Below are 15,555 nucleotides of genomic sequence, written 5' to 3' on the forward strand. Positions count from 1 at the left end.
GGTGATGACGAAGACGATGGGGAAGGTCGACGCGGCCACGGTCCGGCGCATGACGGACACCCTGTTCATCGAGCGCTCGTGGAAGAGTCCCGGCTCGACCCGGTTCTGGGGCCTGCTCGTGCTGGCGGCGGTGATCGCGGCCGCCGGTGTGGTGGGCGACTCGACGGCCACGGTCATCGGCGCGATGATCGTCGCCCCGCTGATGACGCCGATCCTCGGCAGCGCGCTCGCGCTGGTCCTCGCGGACCGCTCACAGGTCGTACGGTGCGTGCTGCTCGTGCTCGGCGGGGCGCTCGCGGTGGTGGCGATCGGGATGCTGCTGGGGTGGATCGCGGCGCCGCCCGACGACTTCGCGTCGAACTCGCAGGTGTCGTCGAGGATCAGCCCACGCCTCATCGACCTGCTGGCGGCGCTCGCCACGGGCACGGTGGGCGCGTTCGCGCTGGTCCGCGCCGACATCTCCGACACGCTGCCGGGCGTCGCCATCGCCATCTCGCTGGTGCCGCCGCTGGCCGTCGTGGGGCTGCTGATCACGGTGGGCCGGTTCCACGACGCGTTCGAGTCGGGGCTGCTGTTCGCCACGAACGTCGCCGCGATCGTGGCGACCGGGACGGTGGTGTTCCTCGTGTACGGGATCCGGGGCGCGGCCCAGGAGTCCGAGCGGTACGTGGGGGAGTTCCACGGTCGTACGTTGGTGGCGGTGGTCGGGGTCCTGGTGCTGATCGCGGTGCCGCTGACCACGGGAACGGTGTCGGTGTGGCGGGACCGTAACCTCGCGGCGGACGCGCGGCCGGTCGCGGAGGAGTGGGCGGAGACGGGGAAGTGGCAGATCGCGTCCGTGGAGGCGCGCCAAGGGGTGGTGGTGATCGGCGTCCTCGGCCTGCCGCCGCAGCCGGCCCCCACGGGGTTGCGTGCCGCGCTCGACCGGAACGGTATGTCCGACGCGGACCTGGAGCTTCACCTGGTGGGCGGGCGTACGCATTGGTGTGCGGCGGGAGGGGTGACGTGTGAGGTGAAGGGGGTGGGGTGAGGGTTTGAGGTTGTCGGGGGGCCGGGGTTTTGGGGCGGTGTGGTGGGTGGGGTTGTGGTGCTGGTGCGCGGGGCCGGGGGGGCGGTTCTGTGTCGTGGTTGAGGCTGTGGTGCTGGTGCGCGGCACCGGCGCTTCTCCGGCTGCGCCGACGCCCGGTCACCTCCCTCCCACCCGCCCCCTCCGGGGGCTTCGGCCTCCCGGGGCCGGGTTGGTGTGTCGGGGGTGGGGTCCGACGCGGGGCGCGGGGTGCGTGTGCCGGGGGTGGGGCGGTCGTTCGTGGTGTGCGGCGTTGTGGGCTGGGGCTCGCCGGGAGCGGCGCGTCACGTGATTGGTACGGCACCGGTGTCTTTGCGGCGGTACGGGGTGTCTACCGGGTGACGCTCGTCTCCCGCCGCCCGCCCCCTCCGGGGGCTTCGGCCTCCCGGGCCCCGGTCGCTGCGCCGGGGGCGGTCCCCGTTGTGTTCATGGCGCGGCACCGGGGCGCCGCCTTGCCCACGCTGCCGCCCCAGGCGGCAGTTTGCCGAAGGCGGTGGTGGTTGGCTGCAACGGGTGGGGTTGTCCTGGCGGCGGGTTGGCCGGGGTGGTGGCTGTCCCGGCGGCAGCTTGTCCAAGGCGGTGGTGGTTGGTCGCAACGGGTGGGGCTGTCTTGGTGGCGGGTTGCTCAAGGCGGTCGGTTGGTCGCAACGGGCGGCCGAACTGGTGGCGGATCACCCGAAGCGGCGTTCCGGTACCCCGTCGGGCCGACGCCCCCGGAGGGGGCGGGTGGGTGGGACATGGGCGGGGAGGGGGTGCCCCGGGGCGGGAGTTGGCCTGTGCGGGGCGGACGTCGACTGTCCCCGGTAGACGGCGGGTTCGCGGGGCTGGGGCACGGTGCCGTGTTGGAAGCACCTGGTGGTGGTCACGGCATGCCAGGGGAGCACGCTGCCGTGCCGGAGATCCCGGTGGGTGGTGGTCACGGCAAGCCCAAGCCACCGCACCGCGCCGGAGGCCCCCGTGGGTGGCGGTCACCGCATGCCCAGCCCACCGCGGCACGCCGGAGGCCCCCGCCCCGGCCCCCCCGGAAGGGGCTACGCCGGCAACCGGTCCAGAATCGCCCCGAAGTCCGTCGACGGCGGGAGCGTGCCGAAGGCGAGGCCGTGGTCGCCGGCCAGGCGGGTCGCGCAGAACGTGTCGGCGACCGCCGGCGGCGCGTGGCGGACCAGGAGGGAGGCCTGGAGGACGAGGGCCGCCCGCTCGATGAGGCGGCGGGCGCGGAGCTGCGCGTTCTCGGGCGAGGCCAGTTCGGCCTGGAGTTCGCGCCACGCCGTGTCCAGGCGGACATCCGCTCCGGACGCCGCCTCGATCTCCGAACGGAATGCCTCCAGGGATTCCGGCTCGCGGGTCAGCGCTCGCAGCATGTCGAGGGCGTTGACGTTGCCCGAGCCCTCCCAGATCCCGTTGAGCGGCGCCTCCCGGTACAGGCGCGGCATGCCTGACGCCTCGTCATAACCGTTGCCACCCAGGCATTCCAGGGCCTCCGCGACCGCCACCGGCTGCCGCTTGCACACCCAGTACTTGCCCACGGCCGTGGCGAGGCGGAGGAAGGCCCGCTCACCCGCGTCCCCGCGCTGGGCGCGATCCGCCGCACCCGCGAGACGCAGCCCGAGCGTCGTCGCGGCCTCCGACTCCAGGGCCAGGTCCGCGAGGACGTTCCGCATCAGCGGCTGGTCGATCAGCTTCGCGCCGAACACCGAGCGGTGGCGGCTGTGGTGGGCCGCCTGCGCCAGTGACTCGCGTACGTGTGCCGCGGAGCCGAGGACGCAGTCGAGGCGTGTCATCGTCACCATGTCGATGATGGTGCGCACCCCCTTGCCCTCGTCCCCGACGAGCCAGGCCACCGTGTCGTCGAACTCCGGCTCGCTGGACGCGTTCGACCGGTTGCCGAGCTTGTCCTTGAGGCGCTGGATGCGGAACGTGTTGCGGGAGCCGTCGGGCAGGACGCGGGGGACCAGGAAGCAGGAGAGCCCGCCGGGCGCCTGCGCCAGGACCAGGAACACGTCGTTCATCGGCGCCGACGTGAACCACTTGTGGCCGCGAAGGCGCCACGTGCCGTCCGGCCGCTCGACCGCGGCCGTCGTGTTCGCGCGCACGTCCGTGCCGCCCTGCTTCTCCGTCATGCCCATCCCGGCGAGCAGACCGGGCTTGTCGGCGGGGGTGCGGAGCCCGGCTTCGTAGACGGTGCTCGTCAGCAACGGCTCGTAGACCTTGGCGAGTTCGGGCGCGCGGCGCAGCGCGGGGACGACGGCGTACGTCATGGAGACCGGGCACATGTGGCCCTGCTCCAGCATCGTGGCGAGCATGAAGGTGCCCGCGCGGGCCACGTGCGCGCCAGGGCGTTCGTCCGCCCACGCGGAGCCCGCCGCGCCCGCCGCCACCGTCGCGCGCATCAGCGAGTGGTACGAGGGGTGGAAGTCGACCTCGTCGACGCGGTTGCCGTAGCGGTCGTGCGTGCGCAGCTCGGGCTCGTGCCGGTTGGCCTGGTCGGCCCAGAGGCGGGCCTCCTCGCTGCCCACGTAGCGGCCGAAGCGGTGCAGTTCGTCGATGTGCCAGGCCGCGCCCTCGCGACGTATGCCCTCCAGGAGGACCGGGTCGTCGGCGGCGTCGTGGCCGGTCAACGGCGGTGCCTGGTTGGTCACTTCGTGCGTCGCCGATGGGTTCGAGTGCATGCTGCCTCCGTAATGTGTCATGCGGTCGGTGCGCCCGCGCAGCGCAGCGCCATGGCGGTGAGGTCGGCGATCAGTTCGCCGCCCGCGGCCTCGTCGTGGGTGGCGAGCGGGTCGGCGAGCACCTCGCCGATCGCGCCGGTGAGCGCGGCGGCGGTGATCTCGCCGTTCTGCTTCGGCAGCAGGCCCGCCGCCATGCCCTCGTGCACGACCTCGGCGAACAGGGTGTGGTAGCGGCGCCGGTAGTCGATGCGCTCGGCGCCGACCTTGGGGTCGGCGGGGGCGACGAGCAGGGCGTGGGCGAGGCCGCGGTTCTCCAGGGCGCGCCGGGCGAAGACCTCCACTCCGCGCCGGAGCCGGACGACCGGGTCGCCGTCGGCCTGAAGCACCTCGCCGATCACGGTCACCTCCCGCGCCGCGGCCCGCCGGAAGACCTCGACCGCGAGCGCCCCCTTCGACGGAAAGTGCTGGTAGACCGAGCCTGCCGCGATCCCGGCGGCGTCGGCGACCGCCGTCACGGAGGCCTGCGCCCAGCCCACCTCGGCGACGACGGAGGTGGCGCACGCGACCAGGTGTTCGCGGGCCGCTTCGAGGCGACGAATTTCGGCGGGGGTCTTGCGGTAGGCCATGCAAGCAGTGAACCATCATTCAGAGTTTCCCGCCATGGCCGGTTCCGCACCGGCGAGGCCGTCAGGAGAACGTGATGCACCTCAGTGCCCTGCTGGACAGCGCTGTTCGCTCGGGCAGCACCAAGGAAGCCGTCGTCTATCGCGAACAGCGGTGGAACTACCGGGAGTTGGGTGACGACGCGCGGCGCGCCGCCGCCGTGCTGCGCGGGGCCGGTCTGGGGCCCGGCGACCGGCTTGCCGTGATGACGCACAACACCCCGGCCTTCCTTTTCGCGGCCTTCGGTGCCTGGTCTCTGGGCGCGACCCTCGTGCCCGTCAACCACAAGCTGCAGACGGCTGAAGTGGCGCGCCAGCTGAAGCACTGCGGGGCGCGCGTCGCCCTCGTCGACGCGGAGATCGGCGACCGCGCGACCGCCGCCGACCCGGGCGTGCGCTGGCTGATCAGCCACCCGGACACCCCGGCGGACGAGCTACCGGCCGACGCCTTCGAGGCGCTCGTCGCCGCCGCCGAACCGTGGGCGGGTGAGGAGCGCCCGGACAGCGACGTGGCGGAGATCCTCTATACGTCGGGCACATCGGGCACACCCAAGGGCTGCGTCCACTCGCACCGCACCGCCGCCCTGACCGCCGCGTACTCCGCGGCGACGATGTCGCTGCGAGGCGACGAGCGCTTCCTGATCTGCATGCCGATCTGGCACGCGGCGCCGCTCAACAACATGACCCTCGGCACCCTGTTCGCGGGCGGCACGGTGGTGTTGCAGCGCGAGTACGAGCCCCGCGGCATGCTGGAGACCATTCGGCGTGAGCGGATCACCGCGCTGTTCGGTGCGCCCATCGCGCTCATCGCCCCGCTCCAGGCGGTCCCGGACTACGCGGACTACGACGTGTCGTCCGTCCGCGCCTGGCTCTACGGCGCGGGCCCGCTCGACGCGGACACCGTGCGCCGCCTCATGAAGGCGTACGGCACCGAGAACTTCCAGCAGGTGTACGGGATGAGCGAGACCGGGCCCGCGGGCGCCTCGCTCCTCCCGGCCGAGCACGCGGACAAGGCGGGCGCGATCGGGCGCGGCGGCATGCCGGGCGTGGACCTGCGCGTCGTACGCCCCGACGGGAGCGACGTCGAGGCCGGTGAGAGCGGCGAGATCTGGCTGCGTACGGACACCCGGATGCTCGGTTACCTGGACGACGAGGCGGCCACCGCCGAGGTGTTCGCCGGCGACTGGTACCGCAGCGGTGACCTGGGCCGGATCGACGAGGACGGTTATGTCACGCTCGTCGACCGGATGAAGGACGTGATCATCACCGGCGGCGAGAACGTCGCGTCGCAGGAGGTCGAGGGCGCGCTGCGGGGCCACCCGGACGTGCTCGACGTCGCCGTCGTCGGCCGCCCGCACCCGCAGTGGGGCGAGACCGTGGTGGCCTTCGTCGTGCCGCGTGAGGGCGCCGGGCTCGACCAGGCCGGGATGCGGGCGTGGCTCGAGGAGCGGATCGCCCGCTACAAGGTGCCGCGCGAGCTGATCCTGCGCGACACCCTTCCGCGTACGCCCTCGGGAAAGATCACCAAGCATGTGCTGCGGGCCGAACTGGCCTGAGCTGCGCGGCTGTAGGGTCTCGGCATGGCCGATGAGCAGGTACAGCAAGCGCGCAGGGGGCCGGGTCGGCCGCGTCAGGAGCATGTCACCAGGGCCGTGCTGGAAGCCGTCGTCGAGCTGGTGGCGGAGCAGGGCATGGGCGCGCTGACCATGGACGCCGTCGCGACGCGCGCAGGGGTGAGCAAGCCGGCCATGTACCGGCGCTGGCCCACCAAGCAGGACCTGATCATCGCCGCCGCCGAGTCCCATGTCGGGACGCTGACGGTGCCCGACATGGGGGACTTCAGGGCCGAACTGCGCGCGGTCCTCATGGAGCGTGTGCGTGCCTACCGGCAGCCCGGCGTCGGCCGCCTGCTCGCCGGTGTGATCAGCGCGGCGGCGGAGGCGGGTGCGGGGCGTGAGGCCTTCCGGGCGTACGTGACGCGGGTGACGAGCGAGACGCGGCATGTGCTGGAGCGCGGTATCGCCCGCGGCGACGTGCGGCCCGACGTCCCGATCGCCGATGTCACGACCCTCATCGCGTCGTCGCTCGTCTTCCGGCTGGTCGCCGAGCAGCGGGCGCCGGAGAAGGGGCTGGTCGATTCCGTGGTGGACCTGATCGGCAGGGCGGTCGACGTCCGGCCGTGAGGAACGGCGTCAGCATCCGCTGACCACCAGTCATTTCTCGTACGTGCCGGGCCAGTTGTCGCCGGGTGCGGCTTTTGTGCTGCCTGTGGGCGTCTCGTGCGCCCCGCGGAACATTCCTGAAATCCATCGCCCCAGACCCCTTGCCCCGGCGCGATTCAATATCGATACTGCCGGTTACGTAATAAGCGTTCGCTGTTGGGAGGACCCCCCATGCACGACGTCGCGACGGCCCCCGTCGAGAACCCCAAGCCCGTACTGGACAAGCCCCTGATGCGCTACGGGCGCCGCGTCCTCGACCGGCTCGCGCCCGGCGCGGAGCAGGTGGCCTACAAGCTGTTCGAGGTCGAACCGCTCACCCCGCACTTCGGGGCCGTGCTCAGCGGCGTCGATCTGACGAAGCCGATCACCGAGGAGCTCGCCGACGAGCTGCGCGCGGCGCTCCTGGAGTGGAAGGTGATCTTCTTCCGGGGGCAGACCGGCTTCAACTCCGAGAACCACATGGCGCTTTCGGGCCTCTGGGGCCCGCCGGAGCCCAACCCGTTCTTCGGGAAGACCGACACCGTCGGCATCTCCCGGCTCGCCAAGGACGCCAAGGCGGCCGGCAACAAGAACATCTGGCACAGCGACCACTCGTTCATGGTCAACCCCTCGCTCGGCGCCGTGCTGCGCGCCGTCGAGGTGCCCGCCGCGGGCGGCGACACGATGTGGTGCGACATGGGCGCCGCGTACGACAACCTCCCCGACGACCTCAAGGAGCGGATCGAGAACCTCGTCGCGGTCCACGACTGGGAGGCCAGCTGGGGCGCGCTCATGAACGACGAGCAGAAGGCCGCCTTCCGTGCCGACTGGCCGCAGGTCGAGCACCCCGTCGTCGTGCGCCACCCGCGCAGCGGCCGCAGGACCCTGTACGTGAACGAGCCGTTCACCCGGTACATCAAGGGCCTGTCCGAGGAGGAGAACCGCGAGCTCCTCGACATCCTCGTGCTCCAGGCGCGCATCCCCGAGTTCCAGATCCGCTTCCGCTGGGAGCCGGACTCGATCGCGATCTGGGACAACATCGCCGTCCAGCACTACGCGGTCAACGACTACTTCCCGGCCAAGCGCGTCATGGAGCGCATCGCCATCGCCGGAGTGCCGCTCTCCTGAGCCGGTTCCGGCCCGCACCGCCCGCCGGCTGTGGTGCGGGCCGGCCCCTCACCCACCCCTGCCCTTTCCTCCTGGAGGCCCCATGACCGCGGCACCGACCCTGCCCCAGCAGCCCGCTGGGAGCGTCGAGGTCACCCGTGGCAGCAGTGCCCGCGCATGGACGGTGACCGCGCTGCTCGTGGTCTTCATGATGATCAACTTCGCGGACAAGTCCGTCCTCGGCCTCGCCGCCGACGAGATCCGCGCCGACCTGCACCTGAGCGCCACCCAGTTCGGGCTCGCCAACAGCGCGTTCTTCCTGCTCTTCTCCGTCGCCGCGATCGTCGTGGGGATGGCCGCGGACCGGGTCTCGCCCAAGCTGCTGCTCCTGGTGATGGCCGTGCTCTGGTCCGTGGCGCAGGTGCCCGCGGCCATCGGCGGGGGACTGGCCGTCCTGATCGGCTCGCGGATCTTCCTGGGCGCCGCGGAGGGCCCGGCGTTCCCCGTCGCCCAGCAGGCCACGCTGTCGTGGTTCCCCAACGACAAGCGGAACCTGCCCGGCGCGCTGATCACCATCGGCATCACGCTCGGCGTGATCATCTCCGCGCCGAGCCTGTCCTGGGTGATCCAGAACCACGGCTGGCGCTCGGCCCTGTGGGTGCTCGCCGCGATCGGCGTGGTGTGGGCCGTGCTGTGGTCGGTGTTCGGCGCGGACAGCCCGCGGGCCCGCGCCACGGCGACCACGAAGGCCGCCGAAGGGCCCGCGCCCACGGTCCCGTACCGGAAGATCTTCGCCAGCCGTACGTGGATCGGCACCACCCTCGCGTACTTCATGAGCTACTGGTCCGTGGCGCTGATGCTGGTGTGGATGCCGTCGTACCTGCGCAACGCGCTGGACTACTCGGCGTCCACCGCGGGCAAGCTCGTCGTCCTGCCCTGGGCCGTCGGCGCCGTCGTGCTGCTCGGGCAGGCCGCGCTCACCGGCCGTCTCATGCGGCGCGGCGTCGTCAGCAGGAAGGCCCGCGGCTGGGTCGGCGGATTCATGCTCGCGATCGGCGCCGTCTGCTGTCTCCTGACGCCGTTCGTCGACTCGGTGCCCGCGCAGACCGTGCTCGTCGCCCTCGGCTTCGGCTTCAGCGGCTCGTACGCCACCGTGGCCGCGACCACCGTCGCCGAACTCGCCCCGGCCTCCCGCAGCGGCGGCTCCCTCGGCCTGATGAACGCCCTCGTCACGGTGTCCGGGCTGCTCGCGCCCGCCGTCGTCGGCGCTCTCGTCGACGCGCAGGGCGACGCGGGGTACCAGCACGCCGTGCTCGTGACCGGAGTCCTCGTCGCGATCGGCGCCGTGCTCGCCTTCGCCCTGATCGACCCGGAGCGCGACCGGGCCCGGCTGACCGGTTGACCCGCTGAGCATCCGTCACGCAGCCTGCCCTTACCGGGGGTTACCCCCGGATGACATGATCGACGGCACGACCCCCCTCCATTCCCCCCGCGTTTTCCAAGGAGTTGACCGTGAGCGCCGCAGCAGCACTCGACACCTCACCGCTGGACCAGGCCGTCCGCGACCTGCGCGAGCACGCACCGACCTGGACCGCGACCCCGCTGGACGAGCGCATCGCGCTCCTGGAGCGCACGCTCCCGCGGATCTCCGAGGGCGCCGCCGCGATGGTCGCCGACGCGGCCACCGCCAAGGGCTACGCCGAGACCTCGGAGTGGGCCGCCGAGGACTGGATCACCGCGCCGTGGGCCCTCGCCCAGACGATCACCGCGTACCTGCACGTCCTGCGCCGCCTCGCCGCCGGACAGGAACCGGTCGACCCCAAGTCCGTGCGCAGCCACGAAGGTCGCACCGTCGTCGACGTCTTCCCCACCCTCACCTCCGACCGGCTGCTGCTCAACGGCTTCACCGCGCAGGTGTGGACGCTGCCCGGCACCACCCGTGAGCAGGTCCTTTCCCGTGCGGCGGGGGAGTACCGGGGCCGCCCGGCCGAGCCGGCCGTCTCCTTGGTGCTCGGCGCGGGCAACGTCGCGTCGATCACCCCGCTCGACATCCTCCAGAAGCTGTACGCGGAGGGCGAGGTCGTCATCGCCAAGATGAACCCCGTCAACGCCTATCTGCGCCCGCACTTCGAGAAGGTCTTCGCCGAGTACGTGGAGCGCGGCTGGGTCCGCTTCGTCGACGGCGGCGCCGCCGAGGGCGCGTACCTCACGGGGCACGACGACATCGACACCATCCACGTCACCGGCAGCGAGCGCACCCACGACGCGATCGTGTGGGGCACCGACGAGCAGGCCGAACAGCGCCGTGCGGCAGCCGAGCCGCTCAACGACAAGCCGTTCACCAGTGAGCTGGGCGGCGTCAGCCCCTGCATCGTGACGCCGGGCCCGTGGAGCGACGCCGACTTCCGCTTCCAGGCCGAGCACATCGTCACCAGCAAGCTCAACAACTCGGGCCACAACTGCATCGCCACGCAGGTCCTCGTCGTACCCCGCGAGTGGGACGGCACGGAGAAGCTCCTCACGGAGATCCGCAAGGTCCTGCGCGAGCTGCCGGCCCGCCCCGACTACTACCCGGGCGCGGCCGACCGCGTCGCCAAGGTCACGGACGCCCACCCGCAGGCCGAGAAGCTCGGCATCGACAACTCCTGCCGCGTCCTCGTCCCCGAGATCGACGGCATGGACGACGTCCTGATCACCGACGAGGTGTTCGCCAGCGCCCTCGGCGTCGTCCGCCTCCCCGGTGCCGACGTGCCGCACTTCCTCGCCGCCGCCACGGAGTTCGCCAACGACAAGCTCCCCGGCACCCTCGGCGCGACGCTGCTCGTCCACCCGAAGACGGAGCGCACCCACTCCGGCGCGGTCGCCGACGCGATCGCCGCGCTGCGCTACGGCACGCTGGGCGTCAACGTCTGGTCGGCCTTCGGCTTCCTGCTCGGCTACACGCCGTGGGGCGCCTTCCCCGGCAACACCCGCGAGGACATCGGCAGCGGCATCGGCTTCGTGCACAACGCGTTCATGCTGGAGGACATCGAGAAGACGGTGGTGCGCGCCCCGTTCGCCCCGTCCCCGCGCGGCCTGTTCACCGGCTCGCCCTCGCTCTCCCCGCGCCCGCCGTTCTACGTCACGAACCGCACGGGCCTGACGACGATCAAGCGCCTCACGGACTACACGACGTCCCCGTCGATGGCGAAGCTCCCGGCCATCTTCGCGTCGGCGCTGCGCGGCTGACCCTTTCAAGCCCCTGCGGCGGGCATTTCAAGCCCCTGCGGCGTTTGAGCAGCGGGGTCCGGGGCGGAGCCCCGAGGCCGGCGGACGGTCGGCCGCAACAGAAACTCCGGCCGGCTCACCGTGTGGGGCGGTGGGCCGGCCGGTTCGTACAGGTGGATGCGCTCACCCGTTGAGAACGCGCGCCTTCTCCGCCGCGAACTCCTCATCCGTGAGCAACCCTTGCGCCTTCAACTCCGCAAGCGCCTGAAGCTGCGACACCCGGTCCGTCCCACCGGACGCCGCCGGAACCGGCGGAGCCGCCGGCGCCTGATACGCCGCCTCGGCATCCATCTGACGCCGCAAGTCACGTTCGGACATCCGCCGGTTGACCCCACGGGAGACCGCCGTGTGGGTGCCGGAGATGACCGCCGTGCGGGCGAGGGTGCCAAGGAGTCCGGGCCGTCCGAATCGTTGCGGCATGCTGACCGTCCTCTTCGTTCTCTTGCGTTCGTTCGTTTACGTAGGTGTGCCGTCAGGCCGTGGCGAGGGCCTCGATGGCCTCGTCGACGCTCTCTCTCGGGATCCGCTCCAGCATCAGCACCTGCCCGTTCGAGTTGCGCACGGCCGTGCCGAGGCGGGCGGCCCAGGTGTTCTCCCAGGCCAGGACGAGCGCGGAGGACGAGGCCGGAAGGTTGTCGGAGACCGTCTTCAGGTCCTCGTCGCTGAGCAGGTCGAACCGTACGTCGGCCACCTCCTGGAACAGCTCGGTGACCTCGGGGTCGCCGAGCTCGACGACATCGACGGACCCGTCGGCCGCCTTCCGGATGAAGCACAGGTCGAGGATCCGTACGGTCCCGTCCTTCTGGAGGTCACGCAACGCGGGCGCGACATCGCCGCTGAAGCGGTTGCCGTCGAAGGCGAGCACGGCGACGTCCACAGGACCGACGGTGTCGGCGTTGAGACCACTGGCCACGGGCGAGCACCTTCCCTAGGTTGCTTTATCTGAACAAAACAGATGAATCAGACGAAACGGATACTAGGGCGAGGGTACAGCGCGAGCGAGCCCGGCGTCCCGGCTCACTGACGCGACGCATACACGGTCTGCGGGGACTGCGAGTCCAGGAGTTCGGCGAGGCCCCGGCGGGTGGCGGCGAGGACGACGCGGTCGGTGGACCGCAGCACGTAGCCGGGGTCCATCTCCCAGACCGGCCCGGGCGCCGGGTCCGACTCGTCCTCCTCCGGAGCCGTCCCGGGGTCGGTCCGCCGCAGGCCGGGCGCGGTGGAGTCGACGGCGACCACCCGCCAGGCACCGGCCCGGAACGACGCGGCGACCGTACGCCCCTCCAGGTTCGGGTGGCCCGCCACGTCCAGCGCGGCGAACAGCAGCACACGGCGCTCGACCGGGATCGCGCCGAGGACCTGGCGGCCCATCATCGCCCCCGCGAAGGCGGGCGCCGCGAGGGTCGTGACGCTGCGGCTGCGGGTGAGGGCGCGCGGATGGGCGGCGCGCAGCGTGCGGTAGACGGCGGTGGCGAAGGCGTCGTCGTACAGGCGCAGGCTCACTTGCAGGTCCGGCTTGACCGAGCGGGCGTAGAGCGCGGCCTCCAGGTTGGTGGTGTCGAGGCTGGTGAGGGCGAGCAGGGCGTGCGACCTGGACACCTTGGCGGCCTCCAGGACACCCTCGTCGCGTACGTCGCCGATGACCGTCGGCACGCGCAGCCGGCGGGCGAGCGGGATGCCGCGGGCCTCCGGATTCTCCTCCACGCACACGACGGGGACGCCGAGTTCGTGCAGCCGGGCCAGGACGCGGGTGCCGATCTTGCCGAGGCCGAGAAGGACGATGTGCCCGGACAGGCCGCGCGGCGGGCGGCGCAGCGCGGAGGCCGTACGGAAGGTGCCCATCGCCTCCAGGACCGCGGCCATGAGCACGGGCAGCAGCAGCAACCCGGCGAACCCGGTGAGGAGTTGGATGATCTGCCGGGCCGCGGGCTCGCCGATCGCCGGGTCGTCGATGGCGAACAGGTCGAGCATGGTGAGATACCCGGCCCGCCACGGGTTCGACTCGGTCGTCGCCCACGTGGCGAGCGCGAGACCGAGCACGCAGACCACGAGCACGGCCAGGGACCAGCGCACCCGGCGCGAGAACAGCGAGCCGAGCGGCAGCGCCCGCGCGGCGAGGCGCCGCGGGGGCAGTGCGGATTCCGACGGCGTCACGGTGTCGAGGACGACGCTGCCGCGCCCGACCGCCGCGGCGATCTCCCCGTCGTCCGGCAGCAGCAGCGGCTCCTCCTGGCCCGAGGTGTCCGACCCCTCCGTGTCCGAAGGGTCGTTGTTCGACGAGGAGAGGATCGCGAGCGTGCACAGACCCGGGGCGACGGGGGCGCGGCCCCGGCCGAGCGGGGCGCGCTCGATCGCGCGCAGCAGCAGCCCGTCGGCCTGCACGACCTTGCCGGTGCCCGCCACGGCGGTCGCGGCGAGCGCCGGCGCGGCCGTGTCCGCGTCGGACAGGATGGTGGTGGACGTGTCGAGGGACTCCGCGGCGAGGTCCGGCTGAGCGAGCGCGGCCGCCTGGTCGAGGAGCTGCGCCAGGTGCTGGCCGAGCTTGCGGTCGAAGAGCCGGATGACGAGGCGCAGGCGGGGATTGAGGCGGCGGGCCGCCAGCGCGGCGCGGATATTGGTCTCGTCGTCGTCGTGCACCAGGGCCAGCGCGTCCGCCCGCGCCACTCCCGCCTCCGTCAACGTGTCCTCGCTGAGCACCGCGGCCTCCATGACGCGCGGCGCCTGACCGGCGAGCGAGTCGTCATCGGCCGGCGAGAGCCGGCCCATCGCGGCCTGCACCCGGCTCAGCAGCGCGGCGGCCCGCATCCGGCCGCCGCCCTGCGCGGGTTCGCCCGCGGTGCGCGTCGACGGTACGACGATGGTGACCTGGGCGCGGTACAGCTCGCGCAGTTCGGTGCCGAGCCGCTCGGCCAACGCGTCGTCGCCGCACACGACCATGTGCCGCGGCAAGGGCGTCTGTGGGAACTGCTCGGGCTCTTCGGGCTGCTGGGGCTGGTGGGGAAGTGACACCGTGTCATGGTGGGTGTTCGATGCGTGCGGCGTCCACCGACACCGGGGTTGCCCCCGTGAAAAACCAGTGGCGGGTGCATGGGTGCTGTGGTTATCGTCGTCGGTGTTGGGGCGGCCACGGCCGCCGTGGAGCGTGCACCGCGTGTGCGCCGAGTGCGTGATCGAGGAGGTGTCGACCGATGGCTGTCGTTGAGATGGGCGCTGCCCACATCCGGAAGTTCATCAAGTCCACCTCTGTGGCCACCGGCTGACCTCACCCTTTTCTTCGCGGTCTTCGCGTTTCCTGTGCCGGGGCCACCCTCTGAAGGGTCACCCCTTGTCTTCCTCTTCTTCTGGTTCCACCTCTTCTGGTTCCACCGCCGCTCTCGACGCGTACGGCTGGGACGCCGACTGGGCGGACGCGTTCGCCTCCTATGCCGAGCGCGGCCTCGTGCCCGGCCGGGTGCTGCGCGTCGACCGCGGGCGCTGCGACCTCGTCACGCCGGAAGGGGTCGTGCACGCCGACACCGAGTACGTCGTGCCCCGCGACCCCATGAAGGTCATCTGCACCGGCGACTGGGCCGCCGTCGACCCGGCCGGCGCCGACCCCCGCTACGTGCAGGCGTATCTGCCGCGCCGGACCGCCTTCGTGCGCTCCACGTCCTCCAAGCGGTCCGAGGGGCAGATCCTCGCCGCGAACGTGGACCACGCGATCATCGCGGTCTCCCTCGCGGCCGAGCTCGACCTCGGGCGGATCGAGCGGTTCCTCGCCCTGGCCTGGGAGTCAGGCGCCCAGCCTTTGGTCGTCCTCACCAAGGCCGACCTCGTGCCGGACCCGGTCGGCCTGTCGTATCTCGTCTCCGACGTCGAGACGACCGCGCCCGGCGTGCAGGTGCTGCCCGTCAGCGCGCTCGACGGGGCCGGTACGGAGGTGCTGCGGGCGGTCGTCGCCGACGGTACGTCCGTGCTGCTCGGCCAGTCGGGGGCCGGGAAGTCGACGCTGGCCAACGCGCTGATGGGCGCGGACGTGATGGACGTACAGGCCGTCCGTGACATGGACGGCAAGGGCCGCCACACCACGACCACCCGCAACCTGTTCGCCCTGCCGGGCGGCGGCGTGCTCATCGACACGCCGGGGCTGCGCGGGGTCGGCCTGTACGACGCCGAGGGAGGCGTCGGGCAGGTCTTCGCGGAGATCGCGCGGCTGGCGGAGGACTGCCGGTTCCACGACTGCGCGCACACGGTCGAGCCCGGGTGTGCGGTGCTGGCCGCGCTGGAGGACGGTTCGCTGCACGAGCGGCGTCTCGACAGTTACCGCAAGCTGCTGCGGGAGAACGAGCGGCTTGCGGCGCGGACGGATGCGAGGTTGCGGGCGGATCTGCGGAAGGTGTGGAAGCAGAGGGGGGCCGAGGGCCGGGCCGCGATGGAGGCCAAGCGGGGTGGCCTCCGGTAGCTCGTTCGGCCTGCCCGGGGTCGCGGCCTCGGGGCTCCGCCCCGGCCCCCGCTGCTCAATCGCCGCAGGGGCTTGATTTGCTCACCCGTCGCGGGGGGCTTGAAGGTAGTGCCGCGTCCGATTTCCGCCAGCCGGGTGGGGT

At 72.0% G+C, this 15,555-nt stretch carries 12 protein-coding genes; 7 read left to right on the forward strand and 5 right to left on the reverse strand.

From position 1 onward, the window contains the following. Positions 1 to 4: 4 nt before the first annotated feature. Positions 5 to 1,030, forward strand: a complete 1,026-nt coding sequence (locus tag ACFYWS_RS14735) for a TIGR00341 family protein (protein ID WP_389274975.1) — start codon at positions 5 to 7, stop codon at positions 1,028 to 1,030. A gap of 1,067 nt (positions 1,031 to 2,097) precedes the next feature. Here ACFYWS_RS14735 and ACFYWS_RS14740 read toward each other — a convergent pair. Together ACFYWS_RS14740 and ACFYWS_RS14745 are read right to left on the reverse strand one after the other, a co-directional pair. Further along, positions 2,098 to 3,735, reverse strand: coding sequence for an acyl-CoA dehydrogenase family protein (locus tag ACFYWS_RS14740; RefSeq protein WP_389274978.1), 1,638 nt, complete (start codon positions 3,733 to 3,735; stop codon positions 2,098 to 2,100). A gap of 17 nt (positions 3,736 to 3,752) precedes the next feature. Next, the gene (locus ACFYWS_RS14745; RefSeq protein WP_389274981.1) at positions 3,753 to 4,361 is read right to left on the reverse strand and encodes a TetR/AcrR family transcriptional regulator; all 609 of its coding nucleotides are present in this window, start codon (positions 4,359 to 4,361) and stop codon (positions 3,753 to 3,755) included. Positions 4,362 to 4,435: 74 nt separating this feature from the next. Between ACFYWS_RS14745 and ACFYWS_RS14750 the strand changes: the two genes are divergently transcribed. The 5 genes from ACFYWS_RS14750 (at position 4,436) to ACFYWS_RS14770 (ending at position 10,933) form a co-directional block, all read left to right on the forward strand. Beyond that, the gene (locus ACFYWS_RS14750; protein WP_389274984.1) at positions 4,436 to 5,953 is read left to right on the forward strand and encodes a class I adenylate-forming enzyme family protein; all 1,518 of its coding nucleotides are present in this window, start codon (positions 4,436 to 4,438) and stop codon (positions 5,951 to 5,953) included. Between the two features lie 24 nt (positions 5,954 to 5,977). Then, positions 5,978 to 6,580, forward strand: coding sequence for a TetR/AcrR family transcriptional regulator (locus ACFYWS_RS14755; protein WP_389274987.1), 603 nt, complete (start codon positions 5,978 to 5,980; stop codon positions 6,578 to 6,580). A gap of 210 nt (positions 6,581 to 6,790) precedes the next feature. Then, the gene (locus tag ACFYWS_RS14760; RefSeq protein WP_389274990.1) at positions 6,791 to 7,726 is read left to right on the forward strand and encodes a TauD/TfdA dioxygenase family protein; all 936 of its coding nucleotides are present in this window, start codon (positions 6,791 to 6,793) and stop codon (positions 7,724 to 7,726) included. 82 nt (positions 7,727 to 7,808) lie between these two features. Beyond that, positions 7,809 to 9,107, forward strand: a complete 1,299-nt coding sequence (locus ACFYWS_RS14765) for an MFS transporter (RefSeq protein ID WP_389274993.1) — start codon at positions 7,809 to 7,811, stop codon at positions 9,105 to 9,107. Positions 9,108 to 9,217: 110 nt separating this feature from the next. Next, positions 9,218 to 10,933, forward strand: a complete 1,716-nt coding sequence (locus ACFYWS_RS14770; protein ID WP_389274996.1) for an aldehyde dehydrogenase family protein — start codon at positions 9,218 to 9,220, stop codon at positions 10,931 to 10,933. 162 nt (positions 10,934 to 11,095) lie between these two features. Here the strand turns inward: ACFYWS_RS14770 and ACFYWS_RS14775 are convergent, their stop codons facing one another. The 3 genes from ACFYWS_RS14775 to ACFYWS_RS14785 form a co-directional block, all read right to left on the reverse strand. After that, the gene (locus ACFYWS_RS14775) at positions 11,096 to 11,392 is read right to left on the reverse strand and encodes an SHOCT domain-containing protein (RefSeq protein ID WP_389274999.1); all 297 of its coding nucleotides are present in this window, start codon (positions 11,390 to 11,392) and stop codon (positions 11,096 to 11,098) included. Between the two features lie 52 nt (positions 11,393 to 11,444). Next, positions 11,445 to 11,885, reverse strand: a complete 441-nt coding sequence (locus ACFYWS_RS14780) for a DUF6325 family protein (protein ID WP_389275002.1) — start codon at positions 11,883 to 11,885, stop codon at positions 11,445 to 11,447. Positions 11,886 to 11,989: 104 nt separating this feature from the next. Beyond that, a complete protein-coding gene (locus ACFYWS_RS14785) occupies positions 11,990 to 13,909 on the reverse strand; it encodes an NAD-binding protein (protein ID WP_389275686.1) in 1,920 nt (639 codons plus the stop codon). 388 nt (positions 13,910 to 14,297) lie between these two features. On the opposite strand from ACFYWS_RS14785, the gene rsgA reads away from it, so the two are divergent. Next, positions 14,298 to 15,413 (forward strand): ribosome small subunit-dependent GTPase A, encoded by a 1,116-nt coding sequence (rsgA, locus tag ACFYWS_RS14790; protein WP_389275005.1) that lies wholly within the window; start codon positions 14,298 to 14,300, stop codon positions 15,411 to 15,413. The last annotated feature ends 142 nt before the right edge of the window (positions 15,414 to 15,555 follow it).

This window comes from Streptomyces sp. NPDC002795 (genome assembly GCF_042888725.1).
In the GTDB taxonomy this organism is placed as follows: domain Bacteria; phylum Actinomycetota; class Actinomycetes; order Streptomycetales; family Streptomycetaceae; genus Streptomyces.

Excerpts from the sequence above, each read along its gene's own strand:
- ACFYWS_RS14735 (WP_389274975.1), top strand. The coding sequence starts at position 5 with ATGACGAAGACGATGGGGAAGGTCGACGCGGCCACGGTCCGGCGCATG.
- ACFYWS_RS14740 (WP_389274978.1), bottom strand. The coding sequence starts at position 3,735 with ATGCACTCGAACCCATCGGCGACGCACGAAGTGACCAACCAGGCACCG.
- ACFYWS_RS14745 (WP_389274981.1), bottom strand. The coding sequence starts at position 4,361 with ATGGCCTACCGCAAGACCCCCGCCGAAATTCGTCGCCTCGAAGCGGCC.
- ACFYWS_RS14750 (WP_389274984.1), top strand. The coding sequence starts at position 4,436 with ATGCACCTCAGTGCCCTGCTGGACAGCGCTGTTCGCTCGGGCAGCACC.
- ACFYWS_RS14755 (WP_389274987.1), top strand. The coding sequence starts at position 5,978 with ATGGCCGATGAGCAGGTACAGCAAGCGCGCAGGGGGCCGGGTCGGCCG.
- ACFYWS_RS14760 (WP_389274990.1), top strand. The coding sequence starts at position 6,791 with ATGCACGACGTCGCGACGGCCCCCGTCGAGAACCCCAAGCCCGTACTG.
- ACFYWS_RS14765 (WP_389274993.1), top strand. The coding sequence starts at position 7,809 with ATGACCGCGGCACCGACCCTGCCCCAGCAGCCCGCTGGGAGCGTCGAG.
- ACFYWS_RS14775 (WP_389274999.1), bottom strand. The coding sequence starts at position 11,392 with ATGCCGCAACGATTCGGACGGCCCGGACTCCTTGGCACCCTCGCCCGC.
- ACFYWS_RS14785 (WP_389275686.1), bottom strand. The coding sequence starts at position 13,909 with ATGGTCGTGTGCGGCGACGACGCGTTGGCCGAGCGGCTCGGCACCGAA.